This is a genomic window from Thermostilla marina, assembly GCF_054657455.1.
The window spans coordinates 2385451-2406866 of record NZ_BAAHYR010000001.1 but is presented as its reverse complement, the minus strand read 5'-3'; the positions used below and the strand labels follow the sequence as shown (position 1 = coordinate 2406866).

Here is a 21416-nt window from a genome sequence, read left to right as displayed (position 1 = left end):
AGGGAGCAACCTAATAAGCTGAAGCGATACTTTGCCCCCGAATTGCGGGAAAAAGAGTTCTCGCGGCAATCTCCAACGCTCGACGCGCTATAACACTCACGCCAGTTTGGGCAAGCACCGTGATTTTTCTACTCTCTGCTTTTGTGATACAAAGCTACTTCGAAGCATGAATGCTCGCATCTCTCGCGGACTAGCCCGGCGTGTCGCCTTTCCAGCCTCGATTGCTCGCGCGTTGGCGCTACGGTTCTTAAAGCGTCCCCGAATCCAATTCTTTGTGGACAGTTGGCCGAACGGCATGGCCGCTGAACTTCGCGGCTACAATGTCGCCAAGGCGCTGCGGCGCTACGGCTACGCCACACTAGTGACCAATCACGTCTTGCAAACATCACAAAAGGCCCTGATAGCACGCCTCTTCAGGGCACATTTAATATACATGCAAAAAGCCCGCCACTCGACTCATTCGCCACGGTTATTCCCTTCATATCGCTGCATTTTGGATATCGACGATGCCGACTGGGTTATTCCCCGATGGTCACAACGCACGAATGCTACTGCTCGTGCCTCGTTTGGTATCATCGCCGGAAGTCAGTTTGTCGCGGATTGGGCCGAGCAACATTGTTCGCGTGTCGAAATCATATGGACTGGCTGTCCACCAAGTGTTCCTAAACCTTCGGTTCAGCTAGGCCGCCCCTATACTCTGCTGTACGCGTCCTCCAACCCAACCGCGTACCCGGACAATCTCACCTGCGTACTGGAGTGCTTCAGGACAGTACGCTCCGTTTATCCAGATTCTCGATTGCTTATCATGGGGGTCCGCGACAGTTCACAACGCGACTTATTGCAAGCCTTCGCCGAACAGGCTGGCATTTGTTCCAGCACGGTCGAACTTGCCCCATTCCTCGACTTCGATGCAGCCACACGGTTAGCTTCAACTACCACCGTTGGCTTGGCCCCTCTTGAATCGCTATTAACACCCTTTGAACGCGGGAAAAGCTTTGGCAAGGTGCTGCTGTACCTCGCCGCGGGGTTACCTGTGGTTGCTAGTGCTCATACTGAATACGTCCGTTTTTTTCGCCATCGAGACAACGGTTGTATCGCAAGCGGGTCGCAGGCGTTTGCACAAGAGGTACTCTGGCTACTTTCCGACTCAAATCATTGGAAGCACGTCGCCAGGAACGCTCGAGCATCTTTTATGCGCCATCTTTCTTTGGATGCCGTCGCCCGAAGGTATGCTGAGATTTTGGCACAATGGTTCACGGCAAGCGATTCGGCTGCCGAAGGTGCTCCCGCCGTTTCACGGTAACTTTGCCGGGTTAATCAGGCACGTGGCGATCAACAGTTTGGACCTACTAGCACCATTGACAGCCCGTTGCACAACCTCTTTGCAGGCTGCGACTGCAAAGAGGTTGTGCAACGGGTTGATACCCACGCCGGAAGCACTGCGCAATAGGCTACGTAGGTCCGACCGAGTTTATGGCCCGCTGCGCTGCTTCCCGAACAACGCCTTCAAAACACCTGGTATAAAAATTTGAAGTCGGCCAGAGGGGCGGACAAAACGCTTGCCGTCACTTGGATTCCTTGCTACACTACTCACGCTTTTTCGGGATAGCGTCGTTTTCCGTATCGTGAAAAAAGGGGTACATTGATGAACAGGGCAGTGTTTTTCCGGGTTGCGGCGGCGGTGATTGTCGGCTCGGCGGTCGTATGGATGTCGAACCTCGCTACAGCGCAAGAAACGACGAAGCCGTCTGCGGCGCCTACTCAGGCCGCGGCAACGCAATCATCGCAACCGGCTACGAACGATGCCAAAACCGGGACGTCGAATTTTCGTCCGCGACTGCCCAATTATTACGCGGCCGTCGTCAGTGAGCAGCAACGGCAACAAATCTACGCGATTCAGCGAGAATATTGGGAAAAGATTCAACCGCTTCTCAAGCAATTAGAAGCCTTGGAAGCCGAACGTGACGCGAAAATCGAAGCTGTCTTGAGTCCCGAGCAAAAGGCCGCCGTTCAGAAGGCTCGGGATGAAGCGGCCGCCCGGCGAAAATCCATCCGGCAATCGTCCCCATAATCTATCGCATTTATCGAAAGACAAGCGAAATTCACTTTACGTGCCATTGAAAGTATCGGCTTCAGTGGAATAATCGAAGCATTTCATCCGAGAACTCCGGCAGGCTGTCGGCCGACGCGGTCGTCGGCCTGTTTTTGTGTCGCCATGAAACAACTCCTCCAAAACGTTCGTAACGGCCGCATGGAGCTGGCCGACATTCCGGTCCCTCGGCCTTCCGGCAATCGCGTGCTCATTCGAACACACGCGTCGTTGATTTCGGCAGGTACCGAGCGGATGGTGGCCCGGCTTGCCCGCAAGGGCCTGCTCGGTAAGGCCAGGGCACGCCCGGATCTGGTCAAGAAGGTGTTGGCCAAGATGCGGCGAGACGGTTTTTGGGCCACGTTCCAAACGGTGCAGCAACAGCTCGATCGCTGGATGCCGCTGGGCTATAGTGCCGCGGGCGAAGTGCTCGAGACAGGTCCGCGGGTATCTCGGTTTCGGGTAGGGCAACGCATCGCCTGCGCCGGGGCGGGCATTGCGAATCATGCGGAATACAACCTTGTACCCGAGTTGCTGGCGGCTTCCGTCCCCGACGGCGTTTCGGCGGAAGATGCCGCCTACGCGACGCTCGGGGCCATCGCCTTGCAAGGGATTCGCAACACCGATTGCCGCGTCGGCGAAACGGTTGCGGTCGTCGGGCTTGGTCTTTTGGGACAATTGGCGGTTCAAATGCTGGCCGCTGCGGGCTGCCGGGTCGTCGGCCTGGATCCGGTCGAAGCGAGGCGTCGTTTAGCGGCGGACCACGGCGCCGACCTCGTCTTGCCGCCAAACTCCGGAGCCGCCTCGGCGATTTCTTCGTTCACGCGAGGGCTAGGTGTCGATGCGGTGCTGATCACCGCGGCAACGAGCTCGAACGCACCGATCGAATTGGCGGCCGAGATCGCCCGCGACCGGGCACGCGTCGTACTCGTCGGCGTGACGGGTATGAACATCCCTCGCAAGCCGTATTACGAAAAAGAGCTGACGTTCATCGTGTCGCGATCGTACGGTCCCGGGCGGTACGATCCCTCGTACGAACAACACGGGAACGACTATCCCCCGGGGTACGTCCGCTGGACGCAAGGCCGTAACCTGGAGGCTTTCTTGGATCTCGTCGCATCGGGCAAGGTGCGCCCCGGCGCGTTGACGACGCATCGTTTTCCAATCGAACGTGCGGCAGACGCTTTTGAACTGATCCTCAAAGGCAGCGAACCGTACCTGGGCGTCGTGCTCGAATATCCGATCGATAAGCCCGTCGAGCAGCCCGCCCGCATCACTCTCCAAACGAAAGCCCCGAAAACCAGAGCGGGCAGTTTGGGGATTTCGTTCGTCGGTGCGGGCAGCTTTGCGCAAAGCGTGCTACTGCCCGAGCTGGCCAAACTGTCGGATGTTCGCTTTCGCGGCATCGTGACCGGGTCGGGGGCGACCGCCGCCACGGTGGGAAGGAAATACGGGTTTGCCTGGTGCGCGTCGAGCATCGACGAAATCCTGACGGACGACGCCACCGACATCGTGTTCATCGTCACGCGACATTCCCAGCACGCCGACATGATCGTCCGTGCCTTGTCGGCCGGGAAGGCGGTATTCTGCGAAAAGCCGTTGGCCGTGAATTGGGAACAATTGCAAAGCATTGTCGATGCCCTTCAAAGCCACAGCGGCCCATTGTCGATTGGATACAATCGTCGGTTTTCACGATTTGCACATCAATTGAAAGAGCATTTCGATGGTTGCGGAGCGCTACGGGGCATCTATCGCGTGAACGCCGGTACGATTCCTCCGGATCACTGGCTGGCCGACCCGGCCGAAGGCGGCAGGATCATCGGTGAAGCGTGTCACTTCGTCGATTTTTTCAACGCACTAACGGGCAGCCTGCCGTTGAGCGTGTCCGTCGATATGCCTGCCGATGCCGATATCCGCAACGAAACGCAAGCCGTACTGCGTTACAAGGACGGTTCCGTGCTGCAATTGACCTACGCCGTCAACGGCCCCGCCGGTTGGAGCAAAGAACGCATCGAAGTGTTCGGCGGCGGCAAGGGAGCCGTCATCGAAGATTTCCGGGTGCTCGAGTTGGTCGACGAAGAAGGTCGCCGCACGAAGAAAAAGCTGCGCAAGATGGACAAAGGCCATGGTGCGATGCTCGGGGCATGGGTCGAGGCCGTCCGGCGGGGTGAATTCCTGATCCCCATCGACGATCTCGTCGCCACCACGCAAGCCACCTTCGCGATGGTCGGCATGTCGGATCGTCCGTCGCACGATGCAAAAGAGGGCGTCACGTGACCGACGTCATTCCGTTCAACAAGCCGTTCATCGCCGGCAAGGAGCTTTACTACATCGCCCAGGCGGTGACGTACGGCAATATCGCCGGCGACGGGCGTTTCACCCGTGCATGCTCGCGGCTGCTCGAAGAACAATTCGGTATTCGTCGCGTGCTCTTGGTTCCCTCGGGCACGGCGGCGCTCGAAATGGCAGCCATGTTGTGTCGCTTGGGTGACGGCGACGAAGTCGTCATGCCGTCGTACACGTTCGTCTCGACGGCAAATGCATTCGTACGGGCGGGGGCGAAGCCGATCTTCGTCGATATACGTGCCGATACCCTCAATCTCGACGAATCGCAAATCGAAGACGCCCTCACCCCTCGCACGCGGGCGATCGTTCCCGTCCACTACGGCGGTGTCGCCTGCGAGATGGACCGCATCGTCGACATCGCTCGACGGAACGACTTGTTCGTGATCGAAGATGCCGCGCAAGGAGTGCATGCCTATTACAAGGGACGTGCCCTCGGCTCGATCGGCCATTTGGGCTGCTATAGCTTTCACGAAACGAAAAACTATATCTGTGGGGAAGGGGGGGCCCTGTGCATCAATGACGAACGGTTCCTCGACCGCGCCGAGATTCTGCGCGACAAAGGAACGAACCGACAACAATTCCTGCGCGGCGAAGTCGACAAGTACACCTGGGTCGATATCGGTTCGTCATACGTTCCCAGCGAGATTTGTAGCGCTTTTCTGTACGCGCAGCTCGAAATGCTCGATTCGATCGCCGCTCGCCGACACGCCGTCGCCGAGTACTATTACGAGCGGCTCGGCCCCTTGGCCCAACAGGGGATCATTCGGCTTCCGCCCCGATTCGACGATCGAAAGAGCAACGACCACATGTTCTACGTGATCGTCGAGGAACAATCGCGGCGCGATCCGTTGCTGGCATATTTGCACGAACGCGGGATTCGAGCGACGTTCCACTTCGTGCCGCTTCATCAATCGCCGATGGCCCGCACGTTAGGGCTGGATCGCGCGTCGCTGCCGAACACGGAACGACTTGCCGCTTCATTGATTCGGCTGCCGTTTTTCTTTGAAATAACGAGGCAGCAGCAGGATCGCGTCGTCGATGCAATTTATGCGTTTTTCGGCGAGTCTCCTTCGTAACGCGCAGCTCAATGCCCAAGATTTCGGTCGTCATTCCGGTGTACAACGCACAGTCGACGCTCCCGGCGTTGATCGAGCGCCTGCACCGCGTGCTTTCCGACCTCGCACACGACTACGAAATCATTTGCGTCGACGATGCCGGAAAGGACGATAGCTGGCGACTGTTGTGTGAGGCCCGCCGGGCCGATAAGCGGGTCAAAATCATTCAGCATGCGCGCAATTTCGGGCAGCATTTCGCCCTGTTGACGGGACTGGCAGCCGCGAAGGGGGAATTCGTCGTCACGATGGACGACGACCTCCAGCATCCGCCGGAGGAAATCGTCTCGCTATACGAGGCCTTGACGGCGCACCCCGAATGGGATGTCGTATTCGGCGCTTACACCCAAAAGCGGCATTCGTTTTTGCGGAACGTGGGCAGCAGCATCGTCAACGTGATCACTCGACAGGTATTTCATGTCCCGCCGAATATCTCGTTGACCAGTTTCCGCATCATGCGACGCTGGCTGGCCGAGACGTTGTGCGCGATGCCGACACGAACGCCCCGATTGAATCACATGATTCTGGCCGCAACCACGGCGATCGGGAGTGTCGAAGTGCGGCATGATCCGGGTGGGAAATCACGGTACTCGACCCGTCGGCTGATTTCAAACGCACTCGATACGATTTTGGGCCACACAGCTTTGCCGCTCCAGTTGGTGAGCCTTCTGGGTTTTTGCACTTCGTTGTTCAGTTTCGCGTTGGGCCTTTACTACTTGGCAAAGTATTTCATATCGGGCATCCGCGTCCCGGGATGGACCACGCAAACCCTATTGATGCTCTTTTTCTTCGGCTTGCTATTCTTTTCGCTGGGGATCGTCGGCGAATACTTGATTCGCATTCTGCGGCAGGTCCAAAGCCCGCCGCGAGCGGCAGTGCGGGAGAGTCATGTCGACGATTGAGCCTCGACACGCCGTCATCGTGGGCTGCCAACGCTGCGGAACGACACAGCTCGCCCGATTGCTGGACGCTCATCCGCAAATCCAGGTCGCCAAGCCGTTTCGCCCCGAGCCGAAATGGTTCCTGAATGCCGAGTCTGCGGAAAAAACGCCCCTCGATTACCGCAGCGCCTTGTTCGGGAAAACGCAAGGCGAAGTGCTCGTCGAGAAGAGCACCAGCTATTTCGAATCCGAAACCTACGCGGAACGCATTCGACGTGTGCTGCCCGACTGTTCGATCCTCGTCCAATTGCGGAACCCGATCGAACGGGCCATTTCGCATTATTGTTTTTCCGTCGAAAACGGTTTGGAAACACGGCCGCCGGAAGTCGCTCTGCTCGGGGACGATATCCCGCCCACGCCGCCGGGCGTGTCCGTTTCTCCCTTTCGATATATCCAGCGAAGCGAATACGTCGCGCCGTTACGCTGGTACTGCACACGATTTCGCCGTGTGCGCATCCTGATCATGGAAACCGCGCTGGCCGATCCGCAAATGCTGACCGATCTGTATGCCTGGCTGGACGTCGAACGGTCGTTCTTGCCGGCTACCTGGGGAGATCGCGCCAACCGTCGCAAGATGGACATTCCGATTCCTCCACACGTCCGCCACGAACTGGCCGCCCGATTGATGCCGCAAATCGACATCCTCGAGCAAGAATTCGGGCTAAATTTGCGCTGCTGGCGAGAACCCCTCGAAAAATAGCACCTTGTCGACAATGAACATATCCGTCGTCACACCGACGTTGACTCCCTATCGTGATCCGTTCTGGAATACGGTTGCGAAGCAGCCCGACGTCGATCTGCATGTGTTCTATTGCACGAAGGGAACGAGTGATCGCCCTTGGGAGGCTGATTGGCAGCTCGACTTTCATGCTGAAGTGCTCCCCGGTCGGGCTCTCGCCGGAAATGGAAGTTGCTACTGGAATCCGACGATCGCGCGTCGGCTCGCCGAATCGAACTGCGACGCGATCCTGCTGGGCGGTTACAACCACCCGACCATGGTGCGGGCGATTCTCTATGCAAAACGACGTCGCATCCCCTACTACTTGATGTGCGAGAGTTTCTTGGGGCTCCGCCGCGCGACCTACCGCAAAATATTGAAAACGCCGTTTGTGCGTTGGGTGGTGAAAAACGCGCGGGGTATCCTTCCGACGGGCGTCTTGGCCCGCGAGTACCTGATCCATTACGGCGGCAATCCGGACGCCTGTTGTTTCGTTCCGAACTCGCCCGATCTGGATCGCCTGCGTGCGTTGGCTCGCGAACTGGCACCGCGGCGAGGTGAGCTTCGCGCTGCCCGCGGATGGGGCGAGGAGCCTGTCATCATTTACGTGGGCCGGCTCATCTGGAAAAAAGGCGTCGATATCCTCCTGCAAGCGATGAAACAGGTTGTCGCCCGGTCGAACGCGCGACTCGTGATTGCCGGCGACGGCGTCGAACGTCCGAAGCTCGAAGCACTCGCCGCCGACTTGGGAATCGCCGACCGCGTCGAATTCCCCGGCTTCTTGCAGCCCGATGAATTACCCGAGTGGTACGCTGCCGCCGACGTGTTCACCTTACCGTCGCTGACGGAACCGTGGGGTGTGGTCGTCATGGAAGCGCTGGCCGCCGGACTTCCCGTCGTCGTGACCGAATTGGTCGGCTGTCATCCCGACGTGATCCAGGATCCGAAGACCGGCAGTGTCGTTCCGCCGGGGAAACCGAAACCACTGGCCGCAGCCCTCCTCCGTCATCTACAGGAGCGTCCCGACAAAGAGGCGATTCACGCAGCGTGGGAGCCGGTCTACCGTCGCACGCGTCATGCCGCCGTCGCCCGAAACCTCGTGGAACTCCTCGAACGAACCGCCTTCGCGAAAGACAACGTGTCGGAAGCCTGATGCACATCCTGTTTTTGACGCACTATTTTCCGCCCGAAGTCAACGCCCCGGCCACCCGGACGTACGAACACTGCGTCCGATGGGTCAAGGCGGGGCACCGCGTCACGGTCATCACCTGCAACCCGAACCATCCCAAAGGCGTGATTTATCCCGGCTATCGCAACCGTTTGCGTGCACAACGCGACGTCGTCGACGGCATCGAGGTCGTTCGCGTGTGGACGCTTCTCGCGCCCAACGCGGGCACCGTTCGCCGAATTCTCAACTTCCTGTCATACATGGTCGCAGCGATCATCGCGTCGTTTCGAATCCGTAAAGTGGATGTCGTCGTAGCGACCAGTCCCCAGTTTTTTTGTGGATGGGCGGGCGTGTGGGTTTCACGCCTGAAGCGACGTCCTTTCGTCCTTGAAATTCGGGACATTTGGCCCGAATCTATCGAAACGGTGGGCGCGATCCGGTTTCGTCCCATCTTACGCTTCCTCGAGTTCCTCGAACGCCGAATGTATCTTGCCGCCGATCACATCGTCGCGGTCGGGGAAGGGTACAAACAAAAAATCCTCGAAAAAGTGCCCCTCGACGATCGGATATCGGTCGTAACAAACGGCGTGGACCTCGACAAATTCCGTCCTACGCCTCCCGATCGCGAACTTCGCGCCCGATGGAACGCCGCCGACAGCACATTCGTGTGTGCCTACGTCGGCACGATCGGCATGGCCCACGGACTCGAGGTCGTCATCGAAGCTGCCGATATCCTTCGCACCCGCGGTGATGACCGATTCGTGTTTTGGCTCGTCGGCGACGGCGCCCGTCGCGAAGAATTGCAACGGGAAACCGAGCGTCGCGGGCTGACCGACCGGGTTCTGTTCACCGGATCACTCCCCAAGGAAGAAATGCCTCGCGTGATCGCCTCGGCCGACGCCTGCCTGGTCCATCTTCGGGGAACGGAACTTTTCGGGACGGTCATCCCTTCGAAAATCTTCGAGATGATGGCAATGGAACGCCCCATCATCATGGGCGTCCGGGGCGAGGCCCGGCGAATCGTCGTCGACGAAGCCCAAGCCGGCGTCGCCATGGAACCGGACTCGCCCGAGTCCTTGATCCAATGCCTCGAACGGCTAGCAACCAACCCCCGATCGAAACTAAACGGCCGCGATTACCTAGCGGACCATTTTGATCGAAACAAGTTGGCTCACACGTACATCTCTACGTTACTTTCCCTACCAACCCAATCGACGCACCGATCATGCCACACATCACTATAATTTCTCCTTTTTTCAACGAGGAAAGCTCCGTCTCGTTGTTTTTTGATGCTGTATACGCGGTATCTTGCTCTTTACGGTCGCGCGGCCACACCGTTGACTTCATATTCGTAGATGACGGGAGCACCGACGGCACGCTTGACGCCCTGCAAACGCTCGCGCGCCAGCATTCCGGCGTAACCGTCCTATCCCTTTCGAGGAATTTTGGCCATCAAATTGCACTCACGGCAGGCATTGATCACGCAAACGCTGACGCTGCGATTCTCCTCGACTCCGATCTACAACATCCGCCGGAGCTGATCCCAGTCCTCGTAGACCGATGGGAGAATGGCTATAAGATTGTCCAAACAATCCGCAACCACACGGAAGATGCTTCACTTCTCAAATCACTCACGTCCTCTCTGTTCTATCGCGTCTTCAATTTCTTTTCCGACACCCCAATACAAATGCATGCTGCTGATTTTTGCCTTATCGATCGCTCCGTAATATCCGCATTACAATCCATGCCGGAACGCCACCGCTTTCTCCGTGGAATGCTTGCCTGGATGGGATACCCCCGAACGTACGTGCAATACACCGCTCCCCCACGCATCGCCGGACAGTCAAAATACACATTTCGCAAAATGCTCCGACTGGCCACCGACGCCCTGTTTTCATTCTCATCCCGACCGGCCCGATTAGCCTCACACGTAGGCCTGTCTCTTGCTCTTGCCGGAATACTCTACCTAGCGTACGTCGTGATAGGATATACATTTGCACTCCCGTTTGTGCACGGATGGGCATCGCTAATATCCACACAGCTAATTCTCCACGGAATCACCCTCTTTATTTTAGGAATTCACGGTCAATATATTTCGCGCATTTATGAAGAAGACAAACGGCGCCCCCTATACTTTATACAACACGCGCTCCACCGCTACGGAGAAACACCCCATGACACACAGAAATAACCTCGCAACGTGTTCGACTCACCTGCCATTACGCCGTTGGTACGCATTACTGTTACTAATCTTGGCGACCTCTGCCGTCATTCGCGTGCCCTACTTGTTTCCAACCTTTGGCGAAGATGACGCAGCAGGTATCGCGGTAGTGTCGGTGTTATGGAACACGGGACACATTTCTAAAAACCCGCCCTATGTATTTCGCACGAGCCCGGCATATATTTTGCTGTTATCACTCGCTCAACGCGCAGGTCTACCACTTGAATTACTGCCTCACTTTATGACCGCGATAAGCTTCATCGGCGGTCTGGGCGCCACTGCTGTCGCAGCATTTTTTTCGCGACGAATTGTCGGCCCCTGGGCATCCCTCTTCGGGGCCGTACTACTTCAATTAGGCCCCGGTTTTTGGTTCGGCACACTCTATGGGATGCCGCACGTACCCTCGCTTGCGTTGGTCCTTTCTGGGGGATACCTAATCGCAAATAGCTCAGCACTTGCGAGTGCCGCCGGTCGACTGTGCGTTCTTACCTTAGGAAGCCTGCTGATAGCCATCGCCGTCCCGATCAAGGCCGACATCATTCTTATCGGGCCGGGGCTCGTACTTCTGACGTTTGCGTTTTCCAAATCGCACCCGCGTTTCGACGCTTTGATCGTGGCCGTTGCCTTCATCCTTGGAATCGTCGGCACGTTGCTTGTCACCAATTTTATGGTGCCAGCCACTCAATCTGATAGCCTCGACTTCGCCTCAAAATGGCAGCAAACGTGGCCAGCATCGTTGTGTGCGTTTTTTGATGGCCGGAATTTGGGGGCAATCGCGTTCGCTACTGGCCCCCTCATTTTAGTCGCAGGCTGCCTCGGGATTACGGTCTTAACATTCCGCAACCGTTCGTGGCTCTTAACGACCAGTTTGGCTCTCTGGATAGCCGTGCCGGTATTTTTCTGGGGGATACGCCCCGGAAACAGCGTGCGACATCTTGTCGCCGGTATGGTATTCATTCCTTTTTTCGCCGCCTACGCAATTTGTTTAAGCCGGCACATAAGGCACCGTCTTGTACTGGCTCTTGCGTTGGTCGTAGCCCATGTTTTCTTTCCCTGGCTTGAAACTTGGCCTCGTCCGTCTACGACCATTCCATCGTGCAATGTGTTTTCCTGCGCGGACGCTGTGAGGACATCGTGGCTACAACGGCAGCAACGTGCCCGCGATGTTCTCCTGCAATCTGGCACGCAGCCGATTCTCTTTTACGGCGGAAACGATTGCCAACTAGGCGTATTTGAAGCCTTAACAATTGGTCACGTAGTCGGCTTCGCAACTATTGAGCGGTACCCTGCGATCATCATTCGCACCACAAAGGGTGTTGACCTGATTGTCGGCCACACCCACCGCCGATCGCCTACAGTTACGTCCAAAGACATTACACTTTGTGACTTGTGACGGACACGGATGCTGGGCTAACAAATGCTGAGCAGAAGGCTGCCAGCAAGCCGGGGGCTCTTCTACGTAGGCCCCTAATCACTTTGGTTAGATGTTGTCTTGGCCTGCTATCGAAAAACTGATCCATGTGTTATGAAGGTCTCAGAGCCGTAAGGCGAGGAGACCAGGAAGATGACGACACGAGGAAGGAAGCGACACACGCCGGAGCAGATAGTTCGGAAGCTTCGGGACGCGGATGCGATGCTCAACGCGGGCAAGGACGTGGCGGCGGTGCTCCAGGCCTTGGAGATCAGCGAGTCGACGTACCTGCGTTGGCGGAACCAGTACGGCGGAATGAAGGCCGAGGAGGCGAAACGGCTGAAGCAATTGGAGGAGGAGAACCGGCGGCTGAAGCTGTTGGTGGCCGAGAAGGAACTGGACATCCAGATGCTCAAGTACGTAGCGGAGGGAAACTGGTAAGCCCTTCCCGGAAGCGTGCGGCGATCGAAGGCCTGCGTCAGCGGTTTTCGGTTTCCGAGCGAAGGGCGTGCAAGACCTTGAGTCAGCCGCGAAGTACCCAGCGTTACCGAGCGAAGCCGCGAGACGACGAGGCGGCGTTGGCGGGTCGGATGTTGGAATTGGCCCGACGTCGTCCGCGATGGGGTTACCGGCGGATCGCCTGGCTTCTTCGTCAAGAGGATTGGCGGGCGAGCGATACGCGGATTTACCGATTGTGGCGTCGTGAGGGGCTGAAAGTGCCGCAGAAGAAGCGCAAAAGGCGACGATTGGGCACGAGCGAGAACGGTTGCGTCCGTCGCCGGGCGGACCACAAGGACCATGTGTGGTGCTGGGACTTCGTGTTCGACCGCACCACGGGCGGCAGCCGGTTGAAGTGGCTGACGATCGTCGACGAGCACACGCGGGAATGTCTGGCCATGAAGGTCGATCGGAGTATTACCAGCGAGGACGTGATCGAGACGCTGGCGGAGTTGTTCGCCCGACGAGGCGTGCCGAAGTGCATCCGCAGCGACAACGGTCCGGAGTTTGTGGCCGAAGCGATTCGGGCCTGGCTGGGTCGGATGGGGATAGAGACGTTGTACATCGAGCCGGGCAGCCCTTGGGAGAACGGCTACGCCGAGAGTTTCCACAGCCGGCTGCGTGACGAGTTTTTGGCAACGGAGGTGTTCGAGAGCTTGGCGGCGGCAAAGGTGCTGACCGAGCTGTGGCGAGAGGACTACAACCGAAACCGGCCGCACAGCTCACTGGGGTACGTAGCCCCGGCCGAGTTTGCGGCCCGCTGTGCTGCTTCCGCTTCGGTCGCTACGCTCCCTCCGCTCCAGCAGCACAGCGATCTTTCCCAACCCGTACCTTCATAACACCTGGTACAAGAATTTGAAGCTGGTCAGTCTTCGGGCGATATGTGAAGGAATGGCGGCGTGGAAATTCATGGCGAGCACTACGTGTGTTTGGATCGATACAAACTCGAGTCAAATCCCTGCGTCACTACCGTAAACGGCAGCTCGCCGCGCGGCTGTGGCGAATGATCGTTTGGCGGCGATTTCCGCCGCGAGTGCGCAGGCCGCCTAGTTTCTCCGACGACTGGAAGCCGGCATTTCGTCCGCGTGCCGAAAAGGAGGGCGATTCGCGCGCTGGCGCAGTCCACCCCTCTCGCTCGTCGCTTGCCGCCGTCCTGAAGGGAGAGTTCTGCTTTCTCAATCAGAAGCGCAACCTCGGATTCCCGCCGCGATGGCAGGAAGACATCCGGCCCCCCGTTCCACGGCTGTGGCGGTTTCAGCTTCAATATCACGATATCGTCCGCCGCCTGGCGGAGAGCAACGATTCGAGCCACACGAATGCCGCTTGGCTGTTCGTCGCCTCGTGGTTGGACGCTTTCCCTGCCGAATCCCGACGGCAGGCTGTCGACGCGTGGCACCCGTACTGTATTGCAAGACGGATTCCGAACTGGGTCCGCCTGCGACTTCGGTCTACGACGCCGTCCTATCTTCAACGGCGTTTCCTGCGTTCATTGTGGCAACAGGCCGATTTCTTGGCCCGCACGTTGGAATGGGATCTGCGGGGCAACCATCTGCTCGAAGACCTGCGAGGCCTGGCTTGGGCGACCGCCTTCTTCGGGAAAGACGCCTCGCCCGGCTGGCGGCGTTTACTCGAGCGTCACGTGCCCGCACAGCTCGAGGAACAGGTTCTTCCTCACGGTGAGCACATCGAACGTTCGACCATGTACCACGCGGCCATGCTCGATGCCGTGCTCGACATGGCCGAATTGCTCCCCGACCTCTTGCCCGCCGTTGCCGAAACATGCCGCACGACGGCGGCCCGCATGGCTGAGTTTCTGGATGCGCTCCTCCTGCCCGACGGCGAGATTCCGTTACTGGGCGACAGTTGCTTCGGCGAGGCTCCGCCCGCTCGCGTCGTGCTGCGGCGAGCGGCATCCCTGTCGCCGTTTTCGCGCGCGGTGGATCGAACCGGCCCTCCGTCGTCGATCGGCCCGTATTTCATCCACCGCGAAGGCGACGACATGCTTCTGTTCGACGCCGGACCGGCGGCTTGCGATTGGCTGCCGGCCCATGGACACGCCGATTTGTTTCACGTCGAGGTCGCCGTGGCGGGCAAACGCGTGTTTACCGACAGCGGCGTCTTCGACTACGACGACAGCCCCGAGCGGGCCTATTGTCGGAGCACGGCCGCGCACAACACGCTTGAAATCGACGGACAAAACCAGTGCGACGTCTACTCGCGGTTCCGCATGGGGCGGCGCGGCCGCCCCGGCCGGCTTGTCACCGGTACGTACGCCGAGTTTCATTGGGCGACCTGTAGCCATGACGCCTACCGTTTTTTGGGCGTTCCATCGGTACGGCGATACGTCCTATGCCGCGCAGGCGGGCCGTGGATTCTCTTCGACCGGTTGGATACTAACACCCGCGGCACACACCGGTTGTGTTCGCGGCTTCACCTGCACCCCGCCGTCGAACCGAAAGAGGTTTCTCCCGACCGCGTCACGCTCGAAATCGGCGGCCGAACGGTCCTCGTCACCGCTTTGGGGCCGTGCCGAATCGAGATGACGGAATCGACCTACCACCCCGAATTCGGGGTGTGCCTTCCGCGGCCGTGCATTACTTTGCACGCAATGTCACCACCGGCACGAATGATCGGATTCGCAATCCACCGGGGACCGCCGGTCGATGTCTCGCTTGACCAGGCGACGTCGCGTCTCCGCGTCGGAAAAATCGACATCGATCCCTCCGACCTCGCGTAAGCCGGCAGCTATCCTTGAGAAAACGGCTGCGTTCCTGAAGCTCACCAACGGAAGAACCCATGCCTGATCTTCGTATCGCTTGTATCGTGGGCGCACGCCCGAACTTCATGAAGATGGCGCCTATTCTGCGGGCGCTGGCGGCTTATCCGCAAGTCGAGCCGGTGTTGATCCACACGGGGCAGCACTACGATCCAAACCTCTCCGACGTGTTTTTCACCGATCTCGAGATGCGCCGGCCCGACATCTACCTCGAGGTCGGTTCCGGCACGCATGCCGCGCAAACCGCACGCGTGATGGAACGCCTGGAACAGGTGTTCATCGACGCCCGGCAAGCAGGCAAGCCTTTCGATCGCGTGCTGGTGGTGGGCGACGTCAACTCGACGATGGCGGCGGCCTTGGTCGCCGCGAAACTACACATCCCCGTGGCGCACGTCGAAGCGGGCCTGCGCAGTTTCGACCGCACGATGCCCGAAGAAATCAACCGCATCGTCACCGACGCCGTCGCCGACATGCTGTTGGTTTCCGAGCCCTCCGGCGTCGAAAACCTGAAGGCCGAAGGCAAACCCGAATCTCAAATCCATCTGGTGGGCAACGTGATGATCGACACGTTGCAGCATCAATTACCCAAGGCCCGCAGCCGCGACGTCCTCGGGCGGATGGGCCTCAGCCCCGGTGACTACGGGGTAATCACGCTGCACCGCCCGGCGAACGTCGACACGCCCGAGGTGTTGGGCAAACTACTCGACGTACTGGCCCAGGCCGCAACGCGGTTGCCGATGGTTTTTCCCATCCATCCACGGACCAAGCACCGGATCGAACAATTCGGCCTGGGCGATCGGTTGAACGGCAAGGCCGGCGGCGGAATCATCGAGGCCGAACCGCTGGGCTACCTTGATTTCTTGTGTTTGACGTCTCAAGCCAAGGTGATCGTGACCGACTCGGGCGGCCTGCAAGAGGAATCGACCGCCTTGGGTGTACCATGCCTGACCATGCGACCGAACACCGAGCGTCCCATCACCGTCGACGAAGGTACGAGTACGCTGGTCGGAAACCACGCCGAGCGGTTACGCGCTGTCCTGGCAAGCGTCCTCGACGGCACATACAAGCAAGGGCGATGTCCCGACTTGTGGGACGGCAAGGCCGCCGAACGGATCGCCGCCCGCCTGGCGGCCGACCTTGCCTAGCAGCCGATTCTTCCTCTCGACAGAAACCTTTCGCGAGCCGAACCGTAAACGCCGGTTCGGCTTTTTTCATGTTTCATGCGCCGCGATATCCCGCACACCACCGACGACACACACCCGCAAATCGATGAGGATCATCTGGAGCCACCCCCACTATAGGCGGGCTAAAACGAGCCCGCGGCAGGATTTTTCGGAAAAATCACCAAACCTACACCCCAGGGGGGTTGCGATGGCCCCGGCGCCGATTATGATGATGGCCGTAGTCGATTCGATTTTGCCGATTGTGTGGATCGAATCGGCGGTACCGGAAATGCTCAAGTCGAGCGTTTTCGGTGCTGGGGCTTTTTTGACGGGGCAATGGGTATCCGATGATGCGACCTCTTCGGCACAACCTGATCGCGGCAGCGGCTCTGCTGCTGGCAGGCGTGTGGGCCTCGAGCGCCTGCGCCGGGTGGATTGCGTCGTGGGAACTCGTCACGCCCGACGGCTCGATGATGTCGCTTTTGGAATACGAGTTGTCGCAGCAGGCGGAGGCCCCGCCTGGGGATCTGCTCGCCGGCGGTGCCTTCGATCCCTTCGAGTCACCGATTCCGTTCCCGCAAAAAGAGCCGACGCTCGAGAAGTGGATGGGTGTACCGGGCAATTGTTCGGCCCCGAGCCATGCTTCGAGCAGCTCCAGCAGCAGCGGCGCAAACGCTGCCTTGTCGCGAACGGTCGTGCTCGGCGATCCGCCGCTTTTGGGTCGCTTGCAGCAGGAACATCGCCTAGTCGTTCCCACGGGCCCCCCGTACGAACTCTTCCGCCCTTCGTGACCGCCTTTCCTCTCGTGTCGGCGAGTCTGCTCGCCGGGAATGTCGGTCGGTCGTCAAGGAAGCCTGACCGGCTGAGAAACGGGGTGTAAGGAATTCCGATTTCGGTTCACGAAGGAGATTGATTCATGAAACGGTTAACACTTGCAATCGCGGCCGGTGCGCTGGGGCTGTTGTTGGCATCCAGTGCCCACGCCGGTTTGATGTCGTTGTTGGCATCACAGAACACAGCCGACGATACGATCCAGGACCAAAGCTGGGGATACATCGTCCCCGTCGGCGATCCTGGCGGGAATGATGACATTGTCGTCGGTTTGGCGCGTATCAATAAAGTAAACAGCGTTGATGTAAGTCCGTCAAACACTGTGTGGTTGGTGTTTTCGGCAACTCAAAACGGCACGGTGGGTGTTTCGGATCCTTTCGCGGGAAGCTATTCCGGTTACACGAAACACACGACAACCACCGTCAGCGGATCGACACTTACGGATCTTTTGGGGGTCTCGGTAACCAATGGTGCTGTGGTCTCGGTCATTGAACTGGCCGCTTCTCCATCTTCCGGAACTTATTTGGCGGGCTTGCTGGACAACACGTTCGCTACCCCAACCGATGTGTCGGGAGCGATTACGGATATCAAGACCGCTCTAACGGGTGGAACGGCCAAACATCTTTTTGACATTGGGTTCAGCACCAATAACACCGACAACTTTCTCTACGTGGAGCCGGTTTCTCCGCCTGTGGGGGGGAAAACTGTCAGCAGCGTCGAAGAGGTGGCCCGCTTAGACGTTATTGGAGTGGCTCCCGGTCTCAACCTTAGTGACTTCAAGGGCATTTTGGAGGCGCCTGCCGTAGGTCCGTCAACCAATATTGCTTATACCGCTGGGATATCGATAGATGGTACCGTATACTTCGAGTTTGACACATCTGGAGCCCTCACAGGACGCGTGCGCGACGACGTGGACTATATCGTCAACTACGTTCCCGAGCCGGGGAGCGTGATTGCCCTGTTGTCGCTGGGTGCGATGGGCCTGGGCGTGACGTTCTTCCGACGTCGGCGCAACAAGGCGTAATCGCTCTATAGCGTTGCGGCAGCGTTTCTTTTGACTGCCGCAAATCGAAAAAGCACAAGCCCCGGCAGCCGCGGGTTGCCGGGGTTCCTTTTTGCGCGGTCAGGTGCTTTGCACGTCCTGCAATGCGAAACGGCGCACCAACCGCCTGCGCACTATTGCCAAGATGGGCCGCATCCAGAAGTGCAGCCGCCCGCGATAGAGTCTCGAAAGATAGATATCGAACTGCGAGTAGCACGGTGCGGGGCGCAACCGCCCGCGACCGAGCAACACCTTGAGCGTTTCTCCCGCTGCCGCACCGGCACAAAGCTGACAGGCCAGGCCGGCGCACGGTCCCGATTGCGAGGTCAAATCGACCTTTCCCAAGTCCATGTAGTGCCGCTGCGACGCTCTCGGCGTCAGCCCGATCGCAAAGGCCACGAGTTGCTCCAGCCGCGACATACGATCATTGATCCCGAAATACCGATCGAACGTCATCCCCGCCGGATCGAAGCTGAGCCATGCCGTACTGAACCCGATCGGCCCCGCGGTAACGGCCCAAATTCCCCGCTCGGCAGCTTTCCGAAACACCAGTCGGCGAACGGCGATGTTGAAGAAGTCGACGCCGTCGATCAACACGTCGGCCTGATCCAGGAAACGATCGACGTTGTCCGGATCGATCGGCTCGGTCATCACGTGCACGCTTGCCTCGGGATTGATGCGTCGCAATTCCTCGGCCATGACCTCGGCCTTGTTTCGGCCGATCGTGTCGATGCGTGCGCCGTATTGCCGATTGAAATTCGCCTGTTCAAAGACGTCGGGATCGGCGATCGTGAACCGGCCGATACCCAAGCGTGCCAAGGTCACAAGGTGCAACCCGCCGACGCCGCCCATCCCGATGATCGCCACGTGCGAACGACGCAGTTTTTCCTGCTCTTCCGAGGAGATCAGCCCTCGATTGCGGCAAAAGGCCTCGTCGTAATCGAAGGCCGCCGGAAGCACAGCGTCGCGGCTCGCTTCCGACACGCGGTCGCACAGTGTACTACTCACGGTCCCATCTCCTCGCTATCGATCGTGCAATCGGCAGGCGAACGGCGGACGCTGCGCACCTTCGGGGCGCAGGCGTCGCCCAGGCGAAGGGCCATCACCGGACAAGCCCCGCGGACATCGGGCAGCAAGGCATCGAGGCGATCTCGCAGACGGCGACTTTCCGCACGATGACGTTCGCTCAGCTTCGCGCCTCCGGCGATTTCTTCGTGGGCCAGAAAGATCGGCAGGCTTCCCAAGGGATGGACCGCCAGATTTTCCCGCGTTGATTGCAACCAAAGGCGCTCGATCGCCCGGCCGGCCTCGACAAACAAACGGCGAATCGGCCGCTCGACCGCGATCACGGCCACGGCCCCGCTGTTCACGACCGCCATGGCCGAAGGCACCGTCAAGGCCCCGGTCAACCGCACCCGGGCCAACCATGCCATCACGTGCCACGATCGCAGGCCCCGCAACACGAGCGAGGCCCCCGGCGGCAACGCCAACGTCCGCACATCGAGGCCGTCCGCCGTTTCGGCCGCCTCGCGAGGGGAGAACCGCAACTGCCTGAATAGTTCCGCATGGAACGGCCGGTACTCGAACCGCAGGCGGTCGGCGCGTGCAGTCAGTCGGGCGTAGGCCCGAATAGCGGACCGGTCGGTCAGCCAGTGAACGTGTACGGCCTCGGCTACCCGCGAGACTTGTGCGGTCAACCGCTGCAACGTCTCATCGGCGATCGGCGTCTTGCGGTAGTTACGACGGTTCGTATGGCGTTCGCCGACGACCTCGACCAACGGGTCTCGCTCGGCCGGCGATCCGAATCGTACTTTTGCGATCGGCTCCCGCCCGTTGATTGGCGAAGGGGCGTCCTCCAGCAGCCATTCGACATCGGCAGCGTATCCATGGGCCCCGGCCGCCAACGACATGTTTTCGACGGCCGCCCCCAGGGCCAGCAAATCGAACATGTTCCACACGTCGGAAGGAAGGCGTCGGCGGTCGTCGCGATACACCACGATCGAGTCGTCGCAAACGGAGAACAGCCACGGCTGGTTGTTGTCGGGAGAGGGCGCACGACACGCCGCTTCGAGGCAGGCGGTGACGACTTTCGGATCCATACCGACGGCAATGCTCATGGCTCAATTCTTATCGCGTTGTTCGCTGCGAATGGTTTCCGTCAGGGTTTCCTCGTCCGGACGGGTCATCGCACCGCTCCCGTCAACGTCTCCGATTCAGTCGACTCGAAGAAACCCAATGTGGGCAGGGCGTAATCTTCCGTTCGGAGGCATTCGGCGAGGTGCTTTCGATCGGGCTCCGACAGGGGGGCGTCGGCGATTTGTTCCGGTATGTATTCCGCCTGCTGCAAGAACCGGTACAACCGCGGCGGCAACAATCGATCCAGCGCGTGCAGGTCGAGGTACAGCGCCACCGCAGGATGATCCTTGACGCAAGGGTATTCCCGCAGGTCGCCGAAGTCCCGGAACCCCAACATCCTCCGGTAAAACTTAGCATGCCGGGGATGTACGGCGACGACCAATTCGTCGTATCCGTTCCACAGGGCGTGGACGGTCATCAAGCGACACAAATGGATGAAAACGTCGAAGCCGCCCCCGCCGCGCGCCGGATCGGCGGCCAAACACGAAACTTCGGCCATGCGCGTTCCGCGATCGCGACGCTCCCCGATCTCGCCCGGATAGATCGATTCCATGGGCAACCCGAGCGAGCCGTCTCCTACCAGACTCATCGTGAAGACCGTTTCCGCTTCGTCGCGGACGGCCAAGAAAACGGTCGTCGAATCAAGCAGATGATAGGGGGTCACGCGTACCCCGTGCGGATTTGGTTCGATCAGCCCGGCTCGGCGGTATGCCTGGTAGACGAGGCCCAGCGCCGACACACGCTCCCCCAGCGTGCGCGCGATGCGGTAATCGAGTTGCATGACATCACCTTTCCCGAGCGGGAGCTTCCGATACGATTGCATCGGTCGCACAGTCGCGCCACGTGATACAATCTTCACGATCGGTCCCAAAAGGGAACGCGCGGCGCGATAATGGACCGCCCAATCTCACGGAAAAGGACGAGTTGCGCCGTCTTCGCACCGAGTCGGCGAAGGTCCGGCTGG

The 21416-nt window shown here is 59.2% G+C and carries 18 protein-coding genes; 15 read left to right on the top strand and 3 right to left on the bottom strand.

Annotated features, from left to right (window positions below):
- Positions 1 to 295: 295 nt before the first annotated feature.
- The 15 genes from ACYQ2I_RS08865 to ACYQ2I_RS08795 all read left to right on the top strand — a co-directional run bounded on the left by ACYQ2I_RS08865 (position 296) and on the right by ACYQ2I_RS08795 (position 18298).
- On the top strand, positions 296 to 1303 hold the full coding sequence (locus tag ACYQ2I_RS08865; RefSeq protein WP_460166652.1) for a glycosyltransferase: 1008 nt from the start codon (positions 296 to 298) through the stop codon (positions 1301 to 1303).
- 342 nt (positions 1304 to 1645) lie between these two features.
- Positions 1646 to 2071 (top strand): hypothetical protein, encoded by a 426-nt coding sequence (locus ACYQ2I_RS08860; protein ID WP_460166651.1) that lies wholly within the window; start codon positions 1646 to 1648, stop codon positions 2069 to 2071.
- Positions 2072 to 2215: 144 nt separating this feature from the next.
- On the top strand, positions 2216 to 4366 hold the full coding sequence (locus ACYQ2I_RS08855; protein WP_460166650.1) for a bi-domain-containing oxidoreductase: 2151 nt from the start codon (positions 2216 to 2218) through the stop codon (positions 4364 to 4366).
- The gene (gene rffA, locus ACYQ2I_RS08850; RefSeq protein WP_460166649.1) at positions 4363 to 5511 is read left to right on the top strand and encodes a dTDP-4-amino-4,6-dideoxygalactose transaminase; all 1149 of its coding nucleotides are present in this window, start codon (positions 4363 to 4365) and stop codon (positions 5509 to 5511) included. The genes ACYQ2I_RS08855 and rffA overlap by 4 nt, the downstream gene beginning before the upstream one ends.
- A gap of 11 nt (positions 5512 to 5522) precedes the next feature.
- The gene (locus tag ACYQ2I_RS08845) at positions 5523 to 6449 is read left to right on the top strand and encodes a glycosyltransferase family 2 protein (RefSeq protein ID WP_460166648.1); all 927 of its coding nucleotides are present in this window, start codon (positions 5523 to 5525) and stop codon (positions 6447 to 6449) included.
- Positions 6436 to 7188 (top strand): sulfotransferase family protein, encoded by a 753-nt coding sequence (locus tag ACYQ2I_RS08840; protein ID WP_460166647.1) that lies wholly within the window; start codon positions 6436 to 6438, stop codon positions 7186 to 7188. The genes ACYQ2I_RS08845 and ACYQ2I_RS08840 overlap by 14 nt, the downstream gene beginning before the upstream one ends.
- Positions 7189 to 7201: 13 nt before the next feature.
- Positions 7202 to 8359, top strand: coding sequence for a glycosyltransferase family 4 protein (locus ACYQ2I_RS08835; protein ID WP_460166646.1), 1158 nt, complete (start codon positions 7202 to 7204; stop codon positions 8357 to 8359).
- Positions 8359 to 9618, top strand: a complete 1260-nt coding sequence (locus ACYQ2I_RS08830) for a glycosyltransferase family 4 protein (protein WP_460166645.1) — start codon at positions 8359 to 8361, stop codon at positions 9616 to 9618. Before ACYQ2I_RS08835 ends, ACYQ2I_RS08830 begins: the two co-directional genes overlap by 1 nt.
- Complete coding sequence (locus ACYQ2I_RS08825; protein WP_460166644.1) at positions 9600 to 10565, top strand: glycosyltransferase family 2 protein; 966 nt, start codon at positions 9600 to 9602, stop codon at positions 10563 to 10565. Before ACYQ2I_RS08830 ends, ACYQ2I_RS08825 begins: the two co-directional genes overlap by 19 nt.
- A complete protein-coding gene (locus ACYQ2I_RS08820; protein WP_460166643.1) occupies positions 10549 to 11988 on the top strand; it encodes a hypothetical protein in 1440 nt (479 codons plus the stop codon). Before ACYQ2I_RS08825 ends, ACYQ2I_RS08820 begins: the two co-directional genes overlap by 17 nt.
- 171 nt (positions 11989 to 12159) lie before the next feature.
- A protein-coding gene (locus ACYQ2I_RS08815) for an IS3 family transposase (protein WP_460166642.1) occupies positions 12160 to 13343 on the top strand; the annotation gives its coding sequence in 2 pieces (ribosomal slippage) (positions 12160 to 12433 and positions 12433 to 13343; 1185 coding nt in all).
- Between the two features lie 86 nt (positions 13344 to 13429).
- Positions 13430 to 15241 carry a heparinase II/III domain-containing protein gene (locus ACYQ2I_RS08810; protein WP_460166641.1) on the top strand — a complete coding sequence of 604 codons (1812 nt, stop codon included), beginning with the start codon at positions 13430 to 13432 and terminating at the stop codon, positions 15239 to 15241.
- Positions 15242 to 15300: 59 nt separating this feature from the next.
- Positions 15301 to 16425 carry a non-hydrolyzing UDP-N-acetylglucosamine 2-epimerase gene (gene wecB, locus ACYQ2I_RS08805; protein WP_460166640.1) on the top strand — a complete coding sequence of 375 codons (1125 nt, stop codon included), beginning with the start codon at positions 15301 to 15303 and terminating at the stop codon, positions 16423 to 16425.
- 365 nt (positions 16426 to 16790) lie between these two features.
- The gene (locus ACYQ2I_RS08800) at positions 16791 to 17234 is read left to right on the top strand and encodes a hypothetical protein (RefSeq protein WP_460166639.1); all 444 of its coding nucleotides are present in this window, start codon (positions 16791 to 16793) and stop codon (positions 17232 to 17234) included.
- A 125-nt stretch (positions 17235 to 17359) separates the two neighbouring features.
- Positions 17360 to 18298, top strand: a complete 939-nt coding sequence (locus ACYQ2I_RS08795) for a PEP-CTERM sorting domain-containing protein (protein ID WP_460166638.1) — start codon at positions 17360 to 17362, stop codon at positions 18296 to 18298.
- Positions 18299 to 18397: 99 nt separating this feature from the next.
- On the opposite strand, the gene ACYQ2I_RS08790 is transcribed toward ACYQ2I_RS08795, so the two are convergent.
- From ACYQ2I_RS08790 to ACYQ2I_RS08780, 3 genes are all read right to left on the bottom strand, one after another.
- Positions 18398 to 19324 (bottom strand): ThiF family adenylyltransferase, encoded by a 927-nt coding sequence (locus tag ACYQ2I_RS08790; protein ID WP_460166637.1) that lies wholly within the window; start codon positions 19322 to 19324, stop codon positions 18398 to 18400.
- Positions 19321 to 20433, bottom strand: a complete 1113-nt coding sequence (locus tag ACYQ2I_RS08785; protein WP_460166636.1) for a nitroreductase family protein — start codon at positions 20431 to 20433, stop codon at positions 19321 to 19323. Before ACYQ2I_RS08785 ends, ACYQ2I_RS08790 begins: the two co-directional genes overlap by 4 nt.
- Positions 20434 to 20498: 65 nt before the next feature.
- A complete protein-coding gene (locus ACYQ2I_RS08780; protein WP_460166635.1) occupies positions 20499 to 21233 on the bottom strand; it encodes an N-acyl amino acid synthase FeeM domain-containing protein in 735 nt (244 codons plus the stop codon).
- Positions 21234 to 21416 lie beyond the last annotated feature (183 nt).

Bases quoted from the DNA above. Each gene is read 5' to 3' on its own strand.
- ACYQ2I_RS08865 (WP_460166652.1), top strand. From the start codon at position 296: ATGGCCGCTGAACTTCGCGGCTACAATGTCGCCAAGGCGCTGCGGCGC.
- ACYQ2I_RS08860 (WP_460166651.1), top strand. From the start codon at position 1,646: ATGAACAGGGCAGTGTTTTTCCGGGTTGCGGCGGCGGTGATTGTCGGC.
- ACYQ2I_RS08855 (WP_460166650.1), top strand. From the start codon at position 2,216: ATGAAACAACTCCTCCAAAACGTTCGTAACGGCCGCATGGAGCTGGCC.
- ACYQ2I_RS08845 (WP_460166648.1), top strand. From the start codon at position 5,523: ATGCCCAAGATTTCGGTCGTCATTCCGGTGTACAACGCACAGTCGACG.
- ACYQ2I_RS08840 (WP_460166647.1), top strand. From the start codon at position 6,436: ATGTCGACGATTGAGCCTCGACACGCCGTCATCGTGGGCTGCCAACGC.
- ACYQ2I_RS08835 (WP_460166646.1), top strand. From the start codon at position 7,202: ATGAACATATCCGTCGTCACACCGACGTTGACTCCCTATCGTGATCCG.
- ACYQ2I_RS08830 (WP_460166645.1), top strand. From the start codon at position 8,359: ATGCACATCCTGTTTTTGACGCACTATTTTCCGCCCGAAGTCAACGCC.
- ACYQ2I_RS08825 (WP_460166644.1), top strand. From the start codon at position 9,600: ATGCCACACATCACTATAATTTCTCCTTTTTTCAACGAGGAAAGCTCC.
- ACYQ2I_RS08820 (WP_460166643.1), top strand. From the start codon at position 10,549: ATGACACACAGAAATAACCTCGCAACGTGTTCGACTCACCTGCCATTA.
- wecB (WP_460166640.1), top strand. From the start codon at position 15,301: ATGCCTGATCTTCGTATCGCTTGTATCGTGGGCGCACGCCCGAACTTC.
- ACYQ2I_RS08800 (WP_460166639.1), top strand. From the start codon at position 16,791: ATGATGCGACCTCTTCGGCACAACCTGATCGCGGCAGCGGCTCTGCTG.
- ACYQ2I_RS08795 (WP_460166638.1), top strand. From the start codon at position 17,360: ATGAAACGGTTAACACTTGCAATCGCGGCCGGTGCGCTGGGGCTGTTG.
- ACYQ2I_RS08785 (WP_460166636.1), bottom strand. From the start codon at position 20,433: ATGAGCATTGCCGTCGGTATGGATCCGAAAGTCGTCACCGCCTGCCTC.
- ACYQ2I_RS08780 (WP_460166635.1), bottom strand. From the start codon at position 21,233: ATGCAACTCGATTACCGCATCGCGCGCACGCTGGGGGAGCGTGTGTCG.